Raw genomic sequence first — 18139 nt, forward strand, 5'->3', positions numbered from 1 at the left:
CTTGACGCGGCCCGCCGTTCCGGCATCTGATACACAGAGGAGTCGGGAGGAGCGCTCATCATGACGCAGGACAAGGCCGCAGCCCTGGCGGAGCTGCACGCGGGATCGGGGTTCGTGATCCCGAACGCCTGGGACGCGGGATCCGCGCGCATCCTGGAGCAGATCGGGTTTCCGGCGATCGCGACCACGAGCGCCGGGATCGCGTGGTCGTACGGGGTGCCGGACGGCGGCGCGCTGCATCCGGACACGATGTTCGAGCAGGTCGCCCGCATCGTGGCGGCCGTGGACGTGCCGGTGAGCGCCGACCTGGAGGCGGGGTACGGCGACAGCCCGCGCGGGGTCGCGGCCACCGTCGCCAGGGCCGCCGGCCTCGGGGTGGCCGGCGGCAACCTCGAGGATGCCGTCGACGGCAGGCTGCTCGGCGTCGACGAGGCGGCCGAGAGGCTGACGGCGGCTCGCGAGGCCGCCCCGCGTGGCGCCTTCGTGCTCAACGCACGCACCGACGCGTACTTCCTCGGGGCGTCGGACGACCCGTTCGCGGAGACCGTCGAGCGGGCGCTGCGCTACGTGGAGGCCGGCGCCGACTGCGTCTTCGTGCCCGGCGTCAACGACGAGGACACCATCGCGCGCCTCGCCGCGGAGATCCCCGCGCCGCTGAACGTGGTGGCAGGACTCGCCGCGCGCATCATCGACGCGCCCACCCTGTTCTCCCTCGGCGTGCGCCGGGTGAGCCTGGGCGGGAGCCTCGCCAGGGTGGCGTTCAGCGCCCTGGAGGACGCGGGTGCCGAGCTCATGCGCTCCGGGACCCTCGGCTTCCTCTCCGGGGTCCGCGGCTACGCCGAGCTGCAGCGCCGGTTCAGCCTCTGAGCGCGCTCAGGAGCGCACCCCGTACAGCTCGCCGATCTCCTTCGAGCCCATGCCCTGGGCGTAGGTCGGGTGCTGCGGCCAGCCGGCGGGGGAGTCCTCCCACTCCTCCTGGCGGCCGTAGGGCAGCACGTCGATGAGCCCGTGGATGTACCCGAGGTGCTCCACGCCGCGGCCGTCGGTGTGCCAGGTGCGGTACACCGTGTCGCCGTCGCGGAGGAAGACGTTGAGCGCGAACCCGGCGCCCGGGGGAGCCCCGACGTCGCTGCTGAACGGGCTGCCGGCGCTGGAGTACCAGTCCATGCGGTTGCCCACGCGGTCCCGGTAGGCGAGGGCCTCCTGGATGGAGCCGTTCGTCACGATGACGAAGCGGGCGTCGTAGTAGCGCTCGAGGTTGTCGAGCCGGGTGAACTGCGACGTGAAGCCCGTGCACCCGGGGCACTGCCACTCGTTCCCGTCGGACCACATGTGGTTGTAGACGATCAGCTGCGAGTGCCCCTGGAACACGTCGGCCAGGCGCACGGGTCCCTCCGCGCCGACCAGCGTGTACTCGGGCAGCTTCACCATCGGCATCCGCCGGCGCTGGGCGGCGACGGCGTCGAGCTCGCGCGTCGCCGCCTTCTCGCGGATGCGCAGGGCGTCGAGCTCACGCTGCCAGGTCTCGGCGTCGACGACGGGGGGAAGGGGTTTCGTGCTCACGATGCGACCTCCGTTGTCCGTGCGGTCCCCAGTCTGCGCCCGGCCGCGGACCCGGTCAACGGGTCTCGTCGGCGACCTCCGCCGGCTCCTCCACGGGGTTGCGGCGGATGCCGATCCACGACACGGCGCCGCCGATCGCCATCAGCGCGGCGGTCACCCACGCCGCGCTGTGGAAGCCGTCGAGATCCAGCGTGCCGCCGACGATCGTGGACAGCATCGCGACGACGAGGAGGCCGGCGACGCGGGCGACCGCGTTGTTCACCGCGGACGCGATGCCCGATCGGGCCTCGTCGATGGCGCCGAGGATGGCCGAGGTGAGCGGTGCGACGGTGAGGGCCAGGCCGAGACCCATCACGATCATGGCGGGGAGCACCTGCCACCAGTAGTCGAAGTCCGGGGCGACGGTGAGAAGCAGCAGCGTTCCCGCGGCCATCAGCAGCGGGCCGGCGGTCATGAAGATGCGCGGGCCGAACCGGCCCGACCACGCTCCGGCCCTGGAGCTCAGCAGGATCATGAGGATCGTCAGAGGAAGGCTGGCGAGTCCCGCCGCCGTCGCGCTGAGGCCGGCGCCCTGCTGCAGGTACACCCCGACGACGAAGCCGTTGAGCGACAGCGCCGCATAGACGAACAGCGTCGCGAGGTTCCCCCAGCCGAAGTTGCGCACGCGGAACAGAGACAGCGGCATCAGCGGGGACGCCGATCGCTGCTGACGCACCAGGAACAGCGCGAACAGGGCGGCCCCGGCGACCCCGGGGATCCAGATCCCCGGGGAGCCCCAGCCGAGGTTCGGCTGCTCGATGAGCGCGAACACGACGGCGCCGAGGCCGACGGCGCACAGCGCGCCGCTCCACCAGTCCACTCGGACGCCGCGCGGATGCTCGGGCAGATGCAGCCGCGCGAGGAGCACGAGCGTGACGCCGATGGGGAGGACGTTGATGAGGAAGACGAAGCGCCAGGAGAGCAGATCCACGAACAGCCCGCCCAGGAGCGGGCCGACGAGCATCGCCGCCGTCGTGAACGCGGTCCACACCCCGATCGCACGGGACTGCACCTCGGCGCGCATGGTCGCGGTGATGAGGGCCAGGGAGCTCGGCACCAGGAGGGCGCCTGCGGCTCCCTGCGCGGCGCGGGCGATGATCAGGATGAGCGGATCGGGTGCGGCGGCCACGGCGACGGATGCCGCGCCGAACGCGATCAGCCCGATCCGCATCACGAGCACGCGGCCGTAGGCGTCGGACACCGAGCCCGCGAGCAGGATCAGCGCGCTCAGCGTGATCAGGTATGCGTCGACCACCCACTGCTGGGTGATCAGGCCTCCGCCGAGTTCGCGGCTGATCGCCGGCAGGGCGACCGTGACGACGGTGCCGTCGAGGAAGGTCACGAAGGACGCGAGGATCGCGATCGTGATGACGAGTCGCTGAGTCGGGGCGAAGGAGGCCACAGCCCGACGATACTCCCGGCCCCGCAGGGGAGGGGCCGAATCGGGACGCGGCAGGTCAGAAGCTCGTGCCCGAGCGGTACAGCTCCCTCAGACCGGCGACGCCCTCTCGCTGGAATGCCCGCTCCTGCCGCTGCGCACCGGTGCCCTCCGCGCGGACCCTGGCGATGCGCTCGGTGACGAACTCCTCGTCGCCGAGGTGGGCGAGCGCCGGACGCGCGTGCTCGAGCATCGCGTCGGCGACCTCCCAGAACGGTGCGACGTCTCCGGTGGTCGGGTCGATCACGCGTGCCTCGGTTCCCTTGCGTGCGGCCATCCACAGGGCGGCGTCGATGGCGTCGAGCTCCGGGTCCGCCGCGCCGTCGGGCGAATCGCTGAGGATCAGCGCCCGGGAGAGAGCGGCCGCGAGCAGAGTGTCCTCCGGCGTCAGCTGGGCGTCGAACACCCGGACCTCGACCGTCGGGAACCGCTCCGACAGCCGCACGGCCCAGGCCAGCGAGCCGGCCTCAGGGATCGCCTCGAGGGCGATGAGGTGGCCGACCCTGGCGCGGTAGTCGTCGAGGTCGCGGAAGTACGGCGGGCACCACGACGACGGCAGCCGCCGGATCAGGATGCTCCGCCAGCTCGCGAACCCGGAGTGCCTGCCGTGCGTGAACGGGCCGTTGCCGGTGAGCGCGAGCAGCGCCGGGAGCCAGCCTCTGATGCGGTTCAGGGCCTGCACCCGCTCCTCGTCGCCGTCGACCTCGACATGAACGTGCAGCCCGTTCACCTCGTGCTCCCTGGTGATCTCGGCCAACTGGGTGGCGACCTCGGCGTAATGCGCGGAGGAGGAGACGACCAGGCCGCCTGGCGATATGAACGGCGTGGCCGAGGCCGCGGCGATCGCGCGGTGCTGCGCCGCATGGGCGCCGATCAGTCCGCGCATCCGCCGCAGCTGCTCCTCGGCATCCGCCCTCGACTGCGCCGGCTCGGTGACGCACTCGAACTGACAGGTGAGGTACTCCGGCATCACCTCGCCGCCGGCGCTGTGACCGGTGATGCGCTCGCGGGAGCCGTCGCTCATCCCGATCGGGACGAGCGTCTCCTCGTCGAGGAGGACGAACTCCTCCTCGACCCCGAACCTGTTCATGGGTGCTCCTAGTGGTTCCGGAGGTCCGAGATGAGCTCGGACTTCCGCTTGCCGCTGTAGCCGTGCAGGCCCAGCTCCTTCGCGCGCCTGCGCAGCTCCTCGACGGTCCAGTCGTCGTAGTCGCCGTGCTCGCCTCCCCGTCGGCCTATGGTGCTGCGGCCCTCCTTCGCGGCGGCGTTCGAGATGCGCGCCGCCTTCTCCTTCGACGCTCCGTCCTCGCGGAGCTCCTCATACAGCTCCGGGTCCTTCAGGGAGCTGTTCCGCCGTCCAGGCATGTCCTGTCTCCTTCCATGGCACCAGGAGGGTCCTGCGTCAAGCCCCTCGGCGGGCGGGGCGCCCGTGGCTACGGTGAGGTCACACACGGACGTCTCGTCCTCGGCAGAAGGGAAGACCGATGAACATCCTCCTGATCATCGTCGTCGTCGTCGCCGTGATCCTCGCGATCACCGGCGGATTGGTGCAGTCCCTGCAGTTCCTCCTCTGGGTCGGTCTGGTCCTTCTCGCGATCGCAGTGATCGCGTGGCTGATCAGGGCGATCGGCGGTCGCAGCAGGGTCTGAGGCGACGAGCGGGGCCCTCCTCCCGGAGGGTCCCGCTCGCTGTGCCCTCCGGCTCACTCCTTGAAGGCGTCCCTCACGCTGTCGCCCGCCTTCTTCGCGGCGTCCTTGGCGTCGTCGACCGCATCCTTCGCGTCCGCCTTGGCCTGGTCGAGCCGGCCCTCGTTCTCCAGCTTCTCGTTGTCGGTCGCCTTGCCGACACCCTCCTTGACCTTTCCGCCCAGCTTCTCGGCGGCGTTCTTCATCTCGTCTCCGGCGCTCATGTCCGACTCCTCTCGATGGGTTTCCGGTCGAGACGACACCGTCTCATCGGCACCGCGCAGAGCACCACGGGATTGACAATCGGGGCATCGCATGCGAAGCCCCGATCCGCCATCGACGAGGCGGCCGGCGAGGACTACTCTGGCGACAGGCGGGTGGTCCTGCCCGCTCTCACCTCGGCGGATGCCGACGACGGAAGCGGTGTGCGATGGACTCGATGATGATGGGCGCCATGTCGAAGAACATGATGTCGATGCCCGACATGGCGATGATGGACATGTCCGTCATGCAGGCGTGCATGGACGCGTGTTCGGCCTGCGAGCAGGCCTGTGTCGTCTGTTCGACGCAGATGATGGACTGTTCTCCGGCCTGCATGAACTGCGCCGACATGTGCAACACGATGATGCGCTCGATGATGCGGATGCAGGGCATGACCCCGGCGTCCATGATGTCGATGCTCGACGCCTGCATCGCGATGTGCCAGACCTGCATGGACATGTGCATGATGCACGCCGACGAGAGCGAGGTCTGCAAGATGTGCGCTCAGGCGTGCCAGGCCTGCATGGACGCCTGCATGGCCATGAAGGACATGATGATGGCGGGCTGATCCCGCCCGCGTCACACCGCCGCGACGTTGAACTGCGCGCGGCCCACGGCGAGCACGCCGTAGCGCGCGTGCAGGGCGACCGGAGTGCCCGGAGCCGCCTCGAGCGCAGCGCCCGAGCCGTTCCACAGCGAGTGTGCGTCGCCGTCGAGCGTTCGCACGACGAGGTCGCCGGTGGCGGCATCCGCCTGCTCGACGATCGCGTCCACCCACCCGGCCGGCGTGGCCGACGCGATGCGCGCCTGGATCAGGTGCAGCGCATGGCCCGCGGCGAACGAGGAGCAGACGTCACCCCGGCTGCACATGCACGCCGAACGCTCACGCACCTGAAGGGGCGAAAGGTCGTTCTGCGGGATGGACACGGTGGCTCCTGTCGGTCGGATGCGTTTCAGCAAGAGTAGGGGTGCAGCCGGGAGCAGGGAACGGGGCGCGAAACGCGGCGAAACAATGGGCCGCCCCTGGCTTCCCGGGGCGACCCCATCGCCACGGTCAGGCCCGCACGATGTCCACGTACGCGACCGTCTCCTCGTCGTCGCAGGCTGCGCCCACCCAGAGCCGGATCGTCCCCGGCTCGACGACGCGCTCCCCGCCGAGGCCGGTGAAGGAGAGCCGATCGAGCGGCACCTCGAAGACGACCGTCTCCTCGGCTCCCGGCGGCAGCGCGATCCGCTGGAAGGCGAGCAGCTGCGCGACCGGGCGCGTGACGCTGGCGACCTCGTCGTGGGCATACAGCTGGACGACGTCGGCCGCCGCGACGGCACCGGTGTTGCGCACCCGCACCGAGGCGCGCAGGGTCTCGCCGACGGCGATGCGCTCCGGGGCGGTGAGGTCGCTGTGCGAGAAGGTCGTGTAGCTCAGACCGAACCCGAACGGGCGCGCGGGCGTGGGATCGGCGCTCGTGACGTCGGCGCGACCGCCGAGCACCGGGTGCAGATAGGAGTACGGCTGCGCACCGGCCGACCGCGGCAGCGACACGGGGAGGCGCCCGGAGGGCGCGACCCGGCCGCTGAGCAGCGCGGCGAGGGCCGGCGCGCCCTCCTCCCCGGGGAAGAACGCCTGCAGCACGGCGGCGGGGCGTGCGGGAGATGCCGTGGCCTGCTCCGCGACGGGCGACGGCGCCGAGTTCACGGCACCGAGCCCGACGACCGCGCCCGCGGCACCGGCACGGTCGGGCAGAGCCCAGTCGAGGGCGTACGGGCGCCCGGTCATCGCGAGGAGGATCACCGGGGTGCCGGTCGCCACCACCGCCTCCACGAGTTCGCGCTGCACGCCGGGGAGCTCCAGGGACTCGACGTCGTTCCCCTCGCCCACGGTGCCGCGGCCGAAGAGGCCGGCGCGATCGCCCACCACGACGATCGCGACGTCCGCCGAGGAGGCGGTGGCGACGGCGTCCGCGATCCCGCTCCGGTCCTCGCCTTCGACCGCGCAGCCGGCGGCGTGGCCGACGGTCGCCTCCGGGAACTCGCTCCGCACCGCGTCGAGCACGGTCGGCAGCGCGATGCCCGCAGGCACGCGCGGGTGATGCGCGAGCACGTGGTTCACGAACGAGTAGCAGCCCATCAGCGCCTCGGAGCTGTCGGCGTTCGGGCCGATGACGGCGATGCGCCGCGCACCGGCGGCGAGCGGAAGCACGCCGTCGTTGCTGAGCAGCACGATCGACTCCTCGGCGAGCCGCCTCGCGAGGGCCCGGTGCGCGGGCGAGTCGAGGTCGACAGCCGGCGGAGGGGCGTCGAAGTCGGCGTCGAGAAGGCCCAGCTCCTCCTTCTGCGCCAGCACCCGGCCGACGGCCGTGTCCAGGACGTCTGCGGAGAGGCGACCGTCCCGCACCTGCTCGGCGAGGGTGAGGTACGCGTCGGGGGAGGGGAGCTCCACGTCGATGCCGGCACTGATCGCCAGCCGGGCGGCATCCGCCTGATCTGCCGCGACGCGATGCATGCTGCGCAGGAAGTCCACTGCGAAGTAGTCCGAGACGACCACGCCGTCGAAGCCCCATCGCTCGCGCAGGATGCCGGTGAGATAGCGGGGGTCCGCCGCGACGGGCACGCCGTCGATCTCCGAGTACGAGTTCATCACGCTGCGCACGCCGCCCTCGCGCACCGCCATCTCGAACGGCGGCAGCAGCACGTCCTCGATCTCGCGCGTTCCCGCGCTCACCGGCGCGTGGTTGCGTCCGGCCTTCGAGGCGGAGTACCCGACGAAGTGCTTGAGCGTCGCATGCACTCCCTCGGCCTGCAGGCCCCGGACGTACGCCGTGCCGATCGTGCCGACGACGAGCGGATCCTCGGAGATGCACTCGTCCACCCGTCCCCAGCGCGGATCGCGGATGACGTCCAGCACCGGTGCGAGCCCCTGATGGATGCCGAGCGCCCGCATCGACGAGCCGATCGCGCGGCCGGTCTCCTCGACGAGCGCCGGGTCGAACGACGCTCCCCACGCCAGCGGCGTCGGGAAGGTCGCGGCCTGCCACGCGGCCAGGCCGGTCAGGCACTCCTCGTGCACGAGGGCGGGGATGCCGAGGCGGGTCTCCGTCTGCAGCCGGCGCTGCTCGCCCCAGAGCCATGCGGCGCGTTCTGCGGGATCGACGGGGCGCGTGCCGTACACGCGCGTCAGATGGCCGATGCCGTGGGCGGTCGCCTCGTCGTAGCGGGTGGTGCTCTTCTTCTCGCCGGCCATCGGCGCGACGACCTCGTCGCCCTGGTCGACCCAGAAGCCGACCAGCTGGGCCTGCTTCTCCTCCAGAGTCATCCGGGAGAGGAGATCCCGCACCCGCGGGGAGAGGCCGGTGCCGATGATCTGCTGCGTCACGTTCGTCACGTTCATCACTTTCTGAGGTCGCTGCTGCCGATGCCGGTCAGCCCTTGACGGCGCCGGTGAGGCCGCCGACGATCCGCCGCTCGAAGAGGCTGAAGAAGACCAGCGCGGGGATCATCGACAGCGAGGTGAAGGCGAGCACCTTGGCGGTGTCCACCGAGTACTGCGAGGCGAACGACTGCACGCCCAGCGGCAGGGTGAAGGCGGCGTCGTCGTTGAGGATGAACAGCGGGAGGAGATAGCCGTTCCAGCTGCCGATGAACGCCAGGATGCCCGTCGTGATCACGCCGGGGAGGGACAGCGGCAGAACCATGCGCCAGAAGAACCCGAGCCGGCTGCATCCGTCGAGGAAGGCGGCCTCCTGGATCTCATCCGGGATCGCCCGCAGGAAGGGCACCAGGATGATGATCGTCGTCGGCAGCGCGAAGGCGATCTGCGGAAGGATCACGCCCCCGAGCGAGTTCATCAGGCCGAGGCTGCGGATCACGATGTACAGCGGCGTGATCGCGACGGTGATCGGGAACATCAGCCCGGCGGCGAACAGCGCGTACAGCGCTCCGCGTCCGGCGAACCGGTACCGCGCGATGACGTACGCGGCCATCAGGCCGAGGCCGATGGCGCCGACGGTCGTGGCGAGGGCGACGACGGTGGAGTTGAGCACCTGGCGCCAGAAGACGCCGCCCGTGATCACGTCGAGGTAGTTCGACAGCACCCACGGCTGAGGGAGGCCTGCCGGATCGGCGGTGATCTGGGCGTTGGTGCGGAAGCCGCCCAGGATGATGTACGCGATCGGGGCCAGCATCAGTCCGATCGCGAGCAGAGCGACGAAGTACACGGTCGGGTTCGCCCAGGGCAGCCGCTCGCGCGAGGGGCGTCCGGCGCGCCCGGTTCGCCGGGTGACGATCAGGGATGTCGCGGTCATCGGGTCCTCTTCCTCGGGGTCGTCTTCATGGCGCGGCCCGCTCCGGTCAGCGCGCCCTCGGTGTCGCGGCGCAGCACGGCGCGCTGGTAGATGAGGGCGACGACGAGCGAGATCAGGAAGAGCACGACCGCCACCGCGTTGCCGTAGCCGAAGTTGCCGGCGTTGCGTCCCTCCGACACCATGTAGGTCGCCATCGTGGAGGTGCCGGCCGTCGACGCGATGTACTGGCCCCAGATGATGTAGACGAGGTCGAACAGCTGCAGGGAGCCGATGATCGACAGGAACGCCCAGATCCGCAGGGTGGGGCCGAGCAGCGGCAGCGTGATGCGCCACTGGATCTGCCAGTAGGAGGCGCCGTCGATCGCGGCCGCCTCGTGGAGCTCCTCCGGGATCCCCTGCAGCCCGGCCAGGAACAGGATGACGGCGAAGCCGACGTACTTCCAGGTGATGATCCCCATCAGGGTCCAGATCGCGACGTCGGGGTTCGAGAGCCAGTCGTTGCGCAGGAAGCCGAGGCCGATCGACTCGAGCAGGTCGTTGAAGGCTCCGGCCGTCTGCAGCATGAGGCTCCAGCCGGTGCCGACGACGACCTCCGAGATCACGTACGGGATGAAGATCAGCACCCGGATGAGGGACTGGCCGCGCATCCGGCGGTTCAGCAGCAGCGCGAGCAGGATCGCCGCGGGGCCCTGCAGCACCAGCGAGAGCACGAGGATGACGCCGTTGTGGGCGAGGGCCTCGTGGAACAGCGGGTCCTGCAGGATCGTCAGGTAGTTCCGCAGGCCGACGAAGTCGGTGGGAGGGCCGTATCCCTGCCAGCTGAAGAAGCCGTAGAACGCGGCCATCAGGACGGGGAAGATCACGAAGGCGAGGAACACCACGAGGGCCGGTCCTGCCAGCAGCGCGATCTCGGCACGGGTGCCCCAGCGCCGGCGGGCGGGGGACGACGCGCGAGCGCCGCCCCCCGTCGTGTTCGCCGTGGCCACGTCGCCCTGCGCGTCGGAGATCGTCGGGGACGAGGTCATGACGGGCCTCAGGCCTTCGCCGCGGCGTCCTGGACCGCCTTGACGATGTCCTCGGGGCTGCCCTGGCCGGCGAGCATGTCGACCACGGCCACGTTGAGCGCGTTGCCGACGTTCTGGCCGTAGACGGTGTCCAGCCACTGCGTCGCGTACGGCGCCGCGTTGTACGCCTCGAGGATCGACTGCAGATACGGCTCGGTCACGGCCTCCTGGGCGACGGTGTTCACCGGCGGAGCGTTGAACGCCTTGTAGTACGCCGTCTGCACCTCGGCGGTGCCCAGGTGGTTGAGGAAGTCGACGCACGCGTCGGGGGCGTCCACCGAGCACGAGTAGCCGTCGACACCGCCCATCATCGATCCGGGCTCCCCGTCGCCGCCGTCGATCTCGGGGAACGGGAACCAGCCGAGGTCGGCGAGGGGCTGCTGGTCGGGCGTCAGCGAGCCGATCACTCCCGGATCCCACGCGCCCATCAGCTCCATGGCGGCCTGGTGGTTCGCGATGAGGCCGGCCGAGCTGCCCGCGCCCTGCTGGGCCGACGTGGTGAGGAAGCCGTCGTTGAAGGGCTCGGTGGCGGCGAACTCCTGCAGGTCCTCACCCGCACGGATCCAGCACTCGTCGTCGAAGCTCATCTCGTCGGCGGCCTTCGCCAGCGTGTCGGGGCTGCACTCGCGCAGGGCGAACCAGTAGTACCAGTGCGCGGCGGGCCACGCGTCCTTCGCGCCGAGGGCGACCGGTGCGATGCCGGCATCCTTGAGCGCCTCCGTGGCCTCCGTCAGCTCGTCGATGGTGGTCGGGTTCTCGGTGATCCCCGCCTGGTCGAACAGGTCCTGGCTGTAGAACAGGCCGCCCGGGAGGACCGCGACGGGCATGGCGTACACCTTGCCGTCCAGGCTGTTCGCGGAGTACGCGGCATCCGGGATCTCCTCGGCGGCGGCTCCGGCGATCCCGTCGGTGAGGTCCTTCAGCTGCCCGGCCTTCACCATCGCCGCCATCTTGCCGCCGCCGCGCTGCAGGAAGATGTCGGGAGCGTCGCCGGAGTTCAGGGCCGTCTGCAGCTTGCCGTCGAGATCCTCGTTCTGGATCGACTGGATCTCGATGGTGACGCCGGGGTTGGCCTCCTCGAAGTCGGCGACCGTCTGCTCCCAGAACTCCATGCCGGGGCCGGTCGACGAGTTGTGCCAGAGGGTCATCGTGGTGGATGCGTCGCCGTCGCCGTCCGACCCGCCCGCCGTGCATCCCGAGAGCGCGAGCGCTCCGGCTGCCAGCACGGCGGCGGTCGAGGCGAGGGGGAGTCTTCTGCTGATCATGTGATTCGTTCTCCTCGTCGAGTTGCGCGCCGCGTCGATGCGGGCGCCTGCGGAGCCTCGGGTGAGACCGCAGCGTGATGCAGTCTGCGGCCGGCCCGGAATCTCGTCAAACGTTTTCGAAAACAGTTTCCGCGCCCGCTTCGGCGACGCTACGCTGTCGTGTCATGGGGGCAAGGACCACGATCCACGACGTCGCGAAGGCGGCCGGCGTCTCGGTGTCCACGGTGTCGAAGGCCGTCAACGGCCGGTACGGGATCGCGGATGCTACGGTGCAGCGCGTCCTCGACACGGTGCGGGAGCTCGGCTACGAGTCCAGCCTCGTCGCCAGCAGCATGCGGGCCCGGCGCACGGGTGTGATCGGCGTGCTCCTCGCGGACTTCGAGCCGTTCAGCGCCGAGATACTCAAGGGCGTCGGTGCCGCGATGCACGACACCGCCTTCGACCTTCTCGCCTACAGCGGCTCGCACCACGGCGCGCGGGAGGGCTGGGAGCGGCGATCGCTGAGCCGGCTCTCGGGAACGCTCATCGACGCCGCGATCATGGTCACGCCCACCGTCGTCAGCCCCGGCGCGGAGATCCCGGTGGTCGCGATCGATCCGCACACGGGCCGCGCCGATCTGCCCACCGTCGAGTCGGACAGCTTCGGCGGCGCCTACGCGGCCACCCGGCATCTCATCGACCTGGGGCACCGCCGGATCGGCTTCCTGGCGGGCCGGCCGGATCTGCGCTCGGCGGCGCTCCGCGACGCCGGCTACCGTCGTGCGCTCTCCGACGCCGGCATCCTCGTCGATCCCTCGCTCGTCGGGATCGGCCGCTACGAGCTCGAGACGACGAGGGAGTCCGCGCGGCTGATGCTGGACAGCGCCTCGCGGCCGACGGCGGTGTTCGCCGCGAACGACCTGTCCGCCATCGCCGTGATCGACGTCGCGCACGACCTCGGCCTGCGCGTGCCCGACGATCTCTCCGTGATCGGCTTCGACGACGTGCCCGAGGCCTCACGGAGGACGCTGCCGCTGACGACCATCCAGCAGCCGATGCGTCGCCTGGGGGCGGTCGCGGCGGAGATGGTGTTCGCGCAGCTGTCGGGCAGGGAGCTGGACGAGATGCACGTGACCCTGCCGACGCGCCTCGTGGTGCGGGCCACGACCGCGCGGCTCACCGGCGAGCGCTGACTCAGGCCGGCTCCGCGGCAGCGGCCCGCATCGCTCCGGGCTCCAGTCCCAGGGCCCACTCCGCGGTGTCCGCGACGAAGTGGGTGTAGGAGTCCTCGTCGAACGAGCCGGGGTTGTTCACGTAGGCGCCGACGCCGTCGACGGCGACGAAGATCCGCACGGCTGCGGCGAGAGCATCCGTCGTGCGGAACTCGCCGGAGCGGATGCCGTCCTCGATCGCCGCGACCAGGCGGCCTCGGTCGAGGTCCTCCTGGACGGTGAGGCACTCTGCCAGTGCGGGGTGGAACCGGGACAGATGGCGCGCGTTGAGCCAGAGCTGGGCGAGGGGGCGGGACTCCTCGCTCTGCGAGCGGGCGATCAGCGTGGCGACCTGCGCGGTCGGTGTCCCCCCGGGCGGGAACAGCGCCTCGCGCTCGCCGGCGATGGCGAGCGCGAACGCTTCGACGACGAGCTCCTCGGCGACGGGGAAGTAGTGGCCGATCAGACCCGGCCGCACCCCGAGCCGCTCGGCCACGGCGCGCAGGGTGATGCGCTCGAGTCCGTCGGCGAGGGCGATCTCCGCCGCGGCGGCGACGATCTCTGCGCGGCGCTCCTCCGGCGCCTTGCGCGTCTGGCGCGGATTCGCTCTTGACATCATGCCCGTCATGTTATTGGATGAGTGACCAATAGACAATTGGTTGCCCGACCAATAACAACGATCTCATTGCGGAGATCGCGCCGAGAGGACTCCGATGACGGATACATCGCACGCCGCGCAGTTCGTCGACACCGCGTCGCGCCCCGAGACGCGGGGCATCGAACTCGTCGACCCCGAGGAACGCCACGGCCGCGCCCGCGACCTCTTCGCGGTGTGGGCGGCCCCCAACGTCAGCGTGCTGAACTTCACGATCGGCGCGACGCTCACGCTGCTGCTCGGCCTCGAGATCTGGCAGGCGGTCCTCGTCATCCTCGCCTCCTCCCTGCTCTGGGTGTTCCCCGGCATCGTGGCGACCAGCGGCCCCGCCTCCGGCACCTCCGGATCGGTCGTCCAGCGCGCGATCTACGGCTACCGGGGCAACAAGGTCATCATCGCGTTCTACGGCTGGCTCATCTCCGGCGTGTTCCTCGCCTTGAACTGGGTGGCGTCCTCGTTCATGGGAGCCGAGCTGCTGATGCGCTGGGGCTTCGGCGACCACACGCTCGCGCTCATACTCGTGTCCGTCGTCGTGGCGGCGGTCACCGTCCTGGTCGCGGTCTACGGGCACGCGCTCATCCTCAAGGCGTACATGGGCATCACCATCGGACTCCTCGTCGTCTTCCTCCTGGTCGTCGGATTCATCACCCCGCAGATCGACTGGAGCTACGCCCAGCCGGCGCAGCTCAGCGGCGTCGCGCTCTGGTCGAGCATCACGATCGCCTTCGCGATCCTCGCCTCCAGCCCGCTCTCGTACTCCAACAGCGCCGACGTGGCGCGCTACCTGCCCGCGTCGACCAAGCCCTCGGCGGTCGTCGCCGCGACGGCTCTCGGCGGGGCGGTCCCCGCCTTCGTGTTCACGTCGTTCGGCGCCGCGCTCGGCGGAGCGGTCAGCCCGGACGATGTCGCCATCGGCATCGAGTACGCGCTGCTCGACATGCTCCCGGTCTGGCTCGGCCCGCTCTTCGTGCTCGGAGTGATCGTCAACACCGTCGCCCTCAACGGCATGACCACGTACACGGCCAGCATGGCGCTGCAGTCGATCGGCGTCCCGATCCGTCGCATCCCCTCCGCCGTCCTCATCGGCGTGCTCGGCACCGCCTTCACGATCGTCCTCGTGCTCGGCACCAGCCTCATCGACGCCGTGAACCTCATGCTGCAGTTCCTGCTGATCATCTCGGCTCCCACGATCGCCGTCTACGTGGCGGACATCGTGCTGAGGCGCAACCGCTACGACAGCCTCGGACTCTTCGACGAGCGTCCCGGCGGCCGCTACTGGTACCAGGGCGGGTTCGGGGCGGCCGGGCTCGTCTCGGTCGTCGCCGGTGCCGTCGCCACCGCGCTCTTCCTCTCCACGGAGATCTGGACAGGTCCGCTCGCCGAGGCGCTCGGCTACATCGACCTCTCGGCGCCGGTCGGCATCCTCGTGTCGATCGTGCTCTACGTGGTGCTCGCCGGTCCGCGGATCCGGCGGGAGAACGGCGAGTGACCGGCCCGCACCCCGCCCGTCACGCGGGCACGGCCCCGGGGCAGCCCACGCTCGACACCTGGCAGGACCCGCCGCACAACCGCTGGGCGTTCGCGCACCTCGGCGAGCTCGTGCCGAGCGCCGTCGTCTCGCGGCGGGCACCGGATGCCGGCGGCGCGACAGTGCGCCTCGACGCGCTCGCCGACGGCATCCCGGATCTGGAGTCGCGCCTGGAGGCGACGTACACCGACGCCTTCCTCGTGCTCCGCGGGAGCGAGGTCGTCGCCGAGTACTATCGCTCCGGCTTCGCTCCGGATGACCGCCACCTCATCATGAGCGTGTCGAAGTCGCTGTGCAGCCTGGTGGTGGGATCCCTCGTCGACGAGGGGGCGATCGATCCGGCGCTCCCGATCACCGCGTACGTCCCCGAGCTCGCAGGCTCCGTCTACGACGGCCCCACCGTGCAGCACGCCCTCGACATGGTGATCGCGATCGACTACGACGAGGACTACGTGAACCCGGCGTCGGAGGTGCAGACGCACGACCGCTCGGCGGGTTGGCGCCGCCGCCGCGACGGCGACCCGGCCGACACGTACGCCTTCCTCGCGACCCTGCGGGGAAGCGGAGCGGTCGGCGCTTTCCAGTACTGCTCGGCGAACACCGACGTTCTCGCCTGGATCGTCGAGCGCGTCACCGGACGCCGGTATGCGGAGTCCCTCTCCGAGCGGCTGTGGGCGAGGATCGGCGCCGAGCACGACGCGACGATCACCGTGGACAGCACCGGATTCGGCTTCGCGAACGGCGGGGTCTCCTGCACGGCTCGCGATCTCGCCAGGGTCGGACGCCTGATGCTCGACGGCGGCGCCGGACCCGCAGGGCGGGTGGTGTCGCGGGAGTGGGTGGACGCGATCCTCGCCGGCGGCGACCCGGCCGCGATGGCGGCAGGAGACGGCACACTCCCCGGCGGTTCGTACACGCGGCAGTGGTGGTGCCTGGGCGACGAGCGCGGCACGGTCAGCGGCATGGGCATCCACGGCCAGAACCTGTGGCTGGACCCGTCGATCGACACGGTGGTCGTGAAGCTCTCGACGTGGCCGGACCCGGACACGAAGGAGTGGTGGACCCTCCAGTCCGGGCTCCTGGCCGACGTCTGCCGGACGCTCGGCTGAGAGCGCGGCTCAGGCGCCGGTGACCGCGCGCACGTGCTCCCATGCGGGGTCGCGCAGCGCGGAGGAGAGCCGGGCGAACTCGTCGAAGCTGCGTCGGCCCGGCCAGCCGTCGGGGAGCATCGACGGCGGCAGGCCGGGATCGAGGTAGGGGAGCACCCGCCAGGTGTCGATGAGCTGCACGTACGCGGCGAACGGCTCCGCCGGCAGGGCGGCGAGCGAGTCGAGGAAGGCCTGGTGCTCCGCGCGCAGCGCATCGAGGTCCCACCACTCGGCGGCGGCCTCGGGCAGCGACGTCGCTGTGGTCGGGGTCCCGGCCGGGAAGAGCGTCACCCAGTGCCGGGCGCCGAGCTCGTCGAGGATCTGCTCGATCTCGCCCTGCAGGTGGCCGGGGCAGATCCACAGCGCAGGGGAGACGACGCCGGCGCCCGTCCACTGCAGCCGGCGGCGCAGCTGATGCCGCACGCTGCGGGCGCTCTCCGGGATGGAGAACGACACGAGGCACCAGCTGTCGGCATCCGTCATCTCGCGCATCTCGAAGATGCGCCGATCGCCGCGCTCGAGCATGGTGAGCGCGGCAGGGTTCAGCCGGTAGCCGATCGAGGACTCGCGCTCGGCGAGCAGCAGCCCCTTCTGCTTGAGCCGGGCGATGCCGGTGCGGGCGGGGGCGGCGGGGATGCCGAGGTCGCCGGCGAGCGCCACGAGGTGCGCGGCCGAGATCCAGCCGCCGAGCGGGCGGAGGTACAGGCCGACGATCGTGCGCAGGAGCGAGGCGGTGCTGCCGGGGCGGGCGTCGATGTCGTCGAGCACCGGGCCGCTCGCCTCAGGCGACATCCGACTCCAGTGCGTCGCGCACCGCGAGTACGCCCGTGACGGTCTCGACGTGCGAGGTGCTCAGCGGGGACAGCCCGAGGCGGATGCCGTCGGGGAAGCGGAAGTCGGGGATGATGCCGTCCGCCCACAGCCGGCGGGTGACCTCGCGGAAGTCGTCGTGACCGATCGTGATGTGACCGCCGCGCAGCTCGGGGTCGCGCGGGCTCAGCAGCCGCACGCCGAGCGGGGCGAGCACCTCGTCGAAGGCGTGCACGGCGAGGTCCGTCAGGGACTTCGACTTCGCGCGCACGCTCTCGATCGTGGCCTGCTCGATGAGGTCGAGCATCCCCTGCATCGCGAGCATCGAGGTCACCGGCGGGGTGCCGCTGAGCAGCTGGCGGATGTCACCGGCCGGCACGTACTCGGGGCCCATCGCGAAGATGTCGGCGGCACTCCACCAGCCCTGGATCGGCTGACGCAGCACGCCCTGCAGCGAGCGGCGGAGATAGGCGAAAGCGGGGGAGCCGGGGCCTCCGTTGAGGTATTTGTACGTGCAGCCGACCGCCATGTCGACGCCCCAGGCGTCGAGCTGCATCGGGAGCACGCCGACCGAGTGGCACAGGTCCCACATCATCAGCGCGCCGGCTTCGTGGACTGCCGCCGTGATGCCCGGCATGTCGGCGAGGGCCCCGGAGCGGTAGTCGACGTGGCTCAGCGAGACGAGGGCGGTGCGCTCCGAGACGACCGCTTCGACGTCGGCGACGGCCACGCCATGCACCGGGTCGGGCTCCAGCCACACGACCGTCAAGCCGGTCTCGGCGGCGACTCCCTCGGCCAGGAAGCGGTCGGTGGGGAAGTTGCCGGCCTCGATCACCAGCTCGGTGCGGCTCGCGTCCGCCGCGGCGGCGGCGCGCATGAGCTTGTAGATGAGCACGCTCGTCGAGTCGGCGACGACCGTCTGCCCGGCGGCCGCGCCGAGGGCGACCGCGCCGATGCGGTCGCCGAGCTCCATCGGCAGCGCCATCCACTGCTCGTCCCAGGAGCGGATGAGGCGCGTGCCCCAGTCCTCGCGCACGAAGGCCGCGAGCTTCTCGGGGATGTCCTTGAGCGGTCGGCCGAGGGAGTTGCCGTCGAGATAGGCGCCGACGCCGGGCGCCTCGGCGAAGGCGTCGAGATGGGCGCGCAACGGGTCGGCGGCGTCGAGCGAGCGGGCGGTCGCGAGCAGATCGGTCAT

20 protein-coding genes are annotated in these 18139 nt (G+C 70.8%); 6 read left to right on the forward strand and 14 right to left on the reverse strand.

Annotated features, from left to right (window positions below; all coding sequences use genetic code 11):
- Positions 1-60 precede the first annotated feature (60 nt).
- Positions 61-867 carry an isocitrate lyase/PEP mutase family protein gene (locus tag G6G98_RS13910; RefSeq protein WP_164234324.1) on the forward strand — a complete coding sequence of 269 codons (807 nt, stop codon included), beginning with the start codon at positions 61-63 and terminating at the stop codon, positions 865-867.
- Between the two features lie 6 nt (positions 868-873).
- Here the strand turns inward: G6G98_RS13910 and G6G98_RS13915 are convergent, their stop codons facing one another.
- Genes G6G98_RS13915 through G6G98_RS13930 form a run of 4 tightly spaced genes read right to left on the reverse strand, consistent with a single transcriptional unit; the run spans position 874 to position 4405 of the window.
- The gene (locus G6G98_RS13915) at positions 874-1563 is read right to left on the reverse strand and encodes a DUF899 domain-containing protein (RefSeq protein ID WP_067353901.1); all 690 of its coding nucleotides are present in this window, start codon (positions 1561-1563) and stop codon (positions 874-876) included.
- Between the two features lie 55 nt (positions 1564-1618).
- Positions 1619-3004, reverse strand: coding sequence for an MFS transporter (locus G6G98_RS13920; RefSeq protein ID WP_164234325.1), 1386 nt, complete (start codon positions 3002-3004; stop codon positions 1619-1621).
- A 55-nt stretch (positions 3005-3059) separates the two neighbouring features.
- Positions 3060-4130: a carboxylate-amine ligase gene (locus G6G98_RS13925; protein ID WP_164234326.1), complete on the reverse strand. Its 1071-nt coding sequence runs from the start codon at positions 4128-4130 to the stop codon at positions 3060-3062.
- An 8-nt stretch (positions 4131-4138) separates the two neighbouring features.
- Positions 4139-4405 carry a DUF7218 family protein gene (locus G6G98_RS13930; RefSeq protein ID WP_067353917.1) on the reverse strand — a complete coding sequence of 89 codons (267 nt, stop codon included), beginning with the start codon at positions 4403-4405 and terminating at the stop codon, positions 4139-4141.
- Between the two features lie 119 nt (positions 4406-4524).
- Between G6G98_RS13930 and G6G98_RS13935 the strand changes: the two genes are divergently transcribed.
- On the forward strand, positions 4525-4689 hold the full coding sequence (locus tag G6G98_RS13935) for a hypothetical protein (RefSeq protein ID WP_166706130.1): 165 nt from the start codon (positions 4525-4527) through the stop codon (positions 4687-4689).
- Between the two features lie 53 nt (positions 4690-4742).
- Here G6G98_RS13935 and G6G98_RS13940 read toward each other — a convergent pair whose 3' ends face one another.
- Entirely contained in the window at positions 4743-4949 is a 207-nt protein-coding gene (locus tag G6G98_RS13940; RefSeq protein WP_067353920.1) for a CsbD family protein, read from the reverse strand.
- 169 nt (positions 4950-5118) lie between these two features.
- Entirely contained in the window at positions 5119-5394 is a 276-nt protein-coding gene (locus G6G98_RS17175) for a hypothetical protein (protein ID WP_243842135.1), read from the reverse strand.
- Here G6G98_RS17175 and G6G98_RS17180 point away from each other — a divergent pair.
- Positions 5378-5554: a hypothetical protein gene (locus G6G98_RS17180; RefSeq protein WP_243842136.1), complete on the forward strand. Its 177-nt coding sequence runs from the start codon at positions 5378-5380 to the stop codon at positions 5552-5554. The genes G6G98_RS17175 and G6G98_RS17180 overlap by 17 nt on opposite strands.
- 11 nt (positions 5555-5565) lie before the next feature.
- Here the strand turns inward: G6G98_RS17180 and G6G98_RS13950 are convergent, their stop codons facing one another.
- The 5 genes from G6G98_RS13950 to G6G98_RS13970 all read right to left on the reverse strand — a co-directional run bounded on the left by G6G98_RS13950 (position 5566) and on the right by G6G98_RS13970 (position 11613).
- The gene (locus tag G6G98_RS13950; RefSeq protein WP_067353926.1) at positions 5566-5913 is read right to left on the reverse strand and encodes a hypothetical protein; all 348 of its coding nucleotides are present in this window, start codon (positions 5911-5913) and stop codon (positions 5566-5568) included.
- Between the two features lie 127 nt (positions 5914-6040).
- Entirely contained in the window at positions 6041-8296 is a 2256-nt protein-coding gene (locus G6G98_RS13955; RefSeq protein ID WP_067355092.1) for a beta-glucosidase family protein, read from the reverse strand.
- Positions 8297-8402: 106 nt separating this feature from the next.
- A complete protein-coding gene (locus G6G98_RS13960; protein WP_067353930.1) occupies positions 8403-9284 on the reverse strand; it encodes a carbohydrate ABC transporter permease in 882 nt (293 codons plus the stop codon).
- A complete protein-coding gene (locus G6G98_RS13965; RefSeq protein ID WP_067353933.1) occupies positions 9281-10309 on the reverse strand; it encodes a carbohydrate ABC transporter permease in 1029 nt (342 codons plus the stop codon). Before G6G98_RS13965 ends, G6G98_RS13960 begins: the two co-directional genes overlap by 4 nt.
- 8 nt (positions 10310-10317) lie before the next feature.
- On the reverse strand, positions 10318-11613 hold the full coding sequence (locus G6G98_RS13970) for an extracellular solute-binding protein (RefSeq protein WP_067353935.1): 1296 nt from the start codon (positions 11611-11613) through the stop codon (positions 10318-10320).
- Positions 11614-11777: 164 nt separating this feature from the next.
- On the opposite strand from G6G98_RS13970, the gene G6G98_RS13975 reads away from it, so the two are divergent.
- A complete protein-coding gene (locus G6G98_RS13975) occupies positions 11778-12785 on the forward strand; it encodes a LacI family DNA-binding transcriptional regulator (RefSeq protein ID WP_067353938.1) in 1008 nt (335 codons plus the stop codon).
- A 1-nt stretch (position 12786) separates the two neighbouring features.
- Here the strand turns inward: G6G98_RS13975 and G6G98_RS13980 are convergent, their stop codons facing one another.
- Complete coding sequence (locus G6G98_RS13980; RefSeq protein WP_067355095.1) at positions 12787-13422, reverse strand: TetR family transcriptional regulator; 636 nt, start codon at positions 13420-13422, stop codon at positions 12787-12789.
- Between the two features lie 94 nt (positions 13423-13516).
- Between G6G98_RS13980 and G6G98_RS13985 the strand changes: the two genes are divergently transcribed.
- Both G6G98_RS13985 and G6G98_RS13990 read left to right on the forward strand, forming a co-directional pair.
- Positions 13517-14947, forward strand: coding sequence for a purine-cytosine permease family protein (locus G6G98_RS13985; protein ID WP_164234328.1), 1431 nt, complete (start codon positions 13517-13519; stop codon positions 14945-14947).
- The gene (locus tag G6G98_RS13990; RefSeq protein ID WP_164234329.1) at positions 14944-16095 is read left to right on the forward strand and encodes a serine hydrolase domain-containing protein; all 1152 of its coding nucleotides are present in this window, start codon (positions 14944-14946) and stop codon (positions 16093-16095) included. Before G6G98_RS13985 ends, G6G98_RS13990 begins: the two co-directional genes overlap by 4 nt.
- Before the next feature lie 9 nt (positions 16096-16104).
- Here the strand turns inward: G6G98_RS13990 and G6G98_RS13995 are convergent, their stop codons facing one another.
- Positions 16105-16926, reverse strand: coding sequence for a PaaX family transcriptional regulator (locus G6G98_RS13995; protein ID WP_067353947.1), 822 nt, complete (start codon positions 16924-16926; stop codon positions 16105-16107).
- Positions 16916-18139: a kynureninase gene (locus G6G98_RS14000; RefSeq protein ID WP_164234330.1), complete on the reverse strand. Its 1224-nt coding sequence runs from the start codon at positions 18137-18139 to the stop codon at positions 16916-16918. The genes G6G98_RS13995 and G6G98_RS14000 overlap by 11 nt, the downstream gene beginning before the upstream one ends.

The organism is Microbacterium hydrocarbonoxydans (genome assembly GCF_011752045.1).
GTDB lineage: Bacteria > Actinomycetota > Actinomycetes > Actinomycetales > Microbacteriaceae > Microbacterium.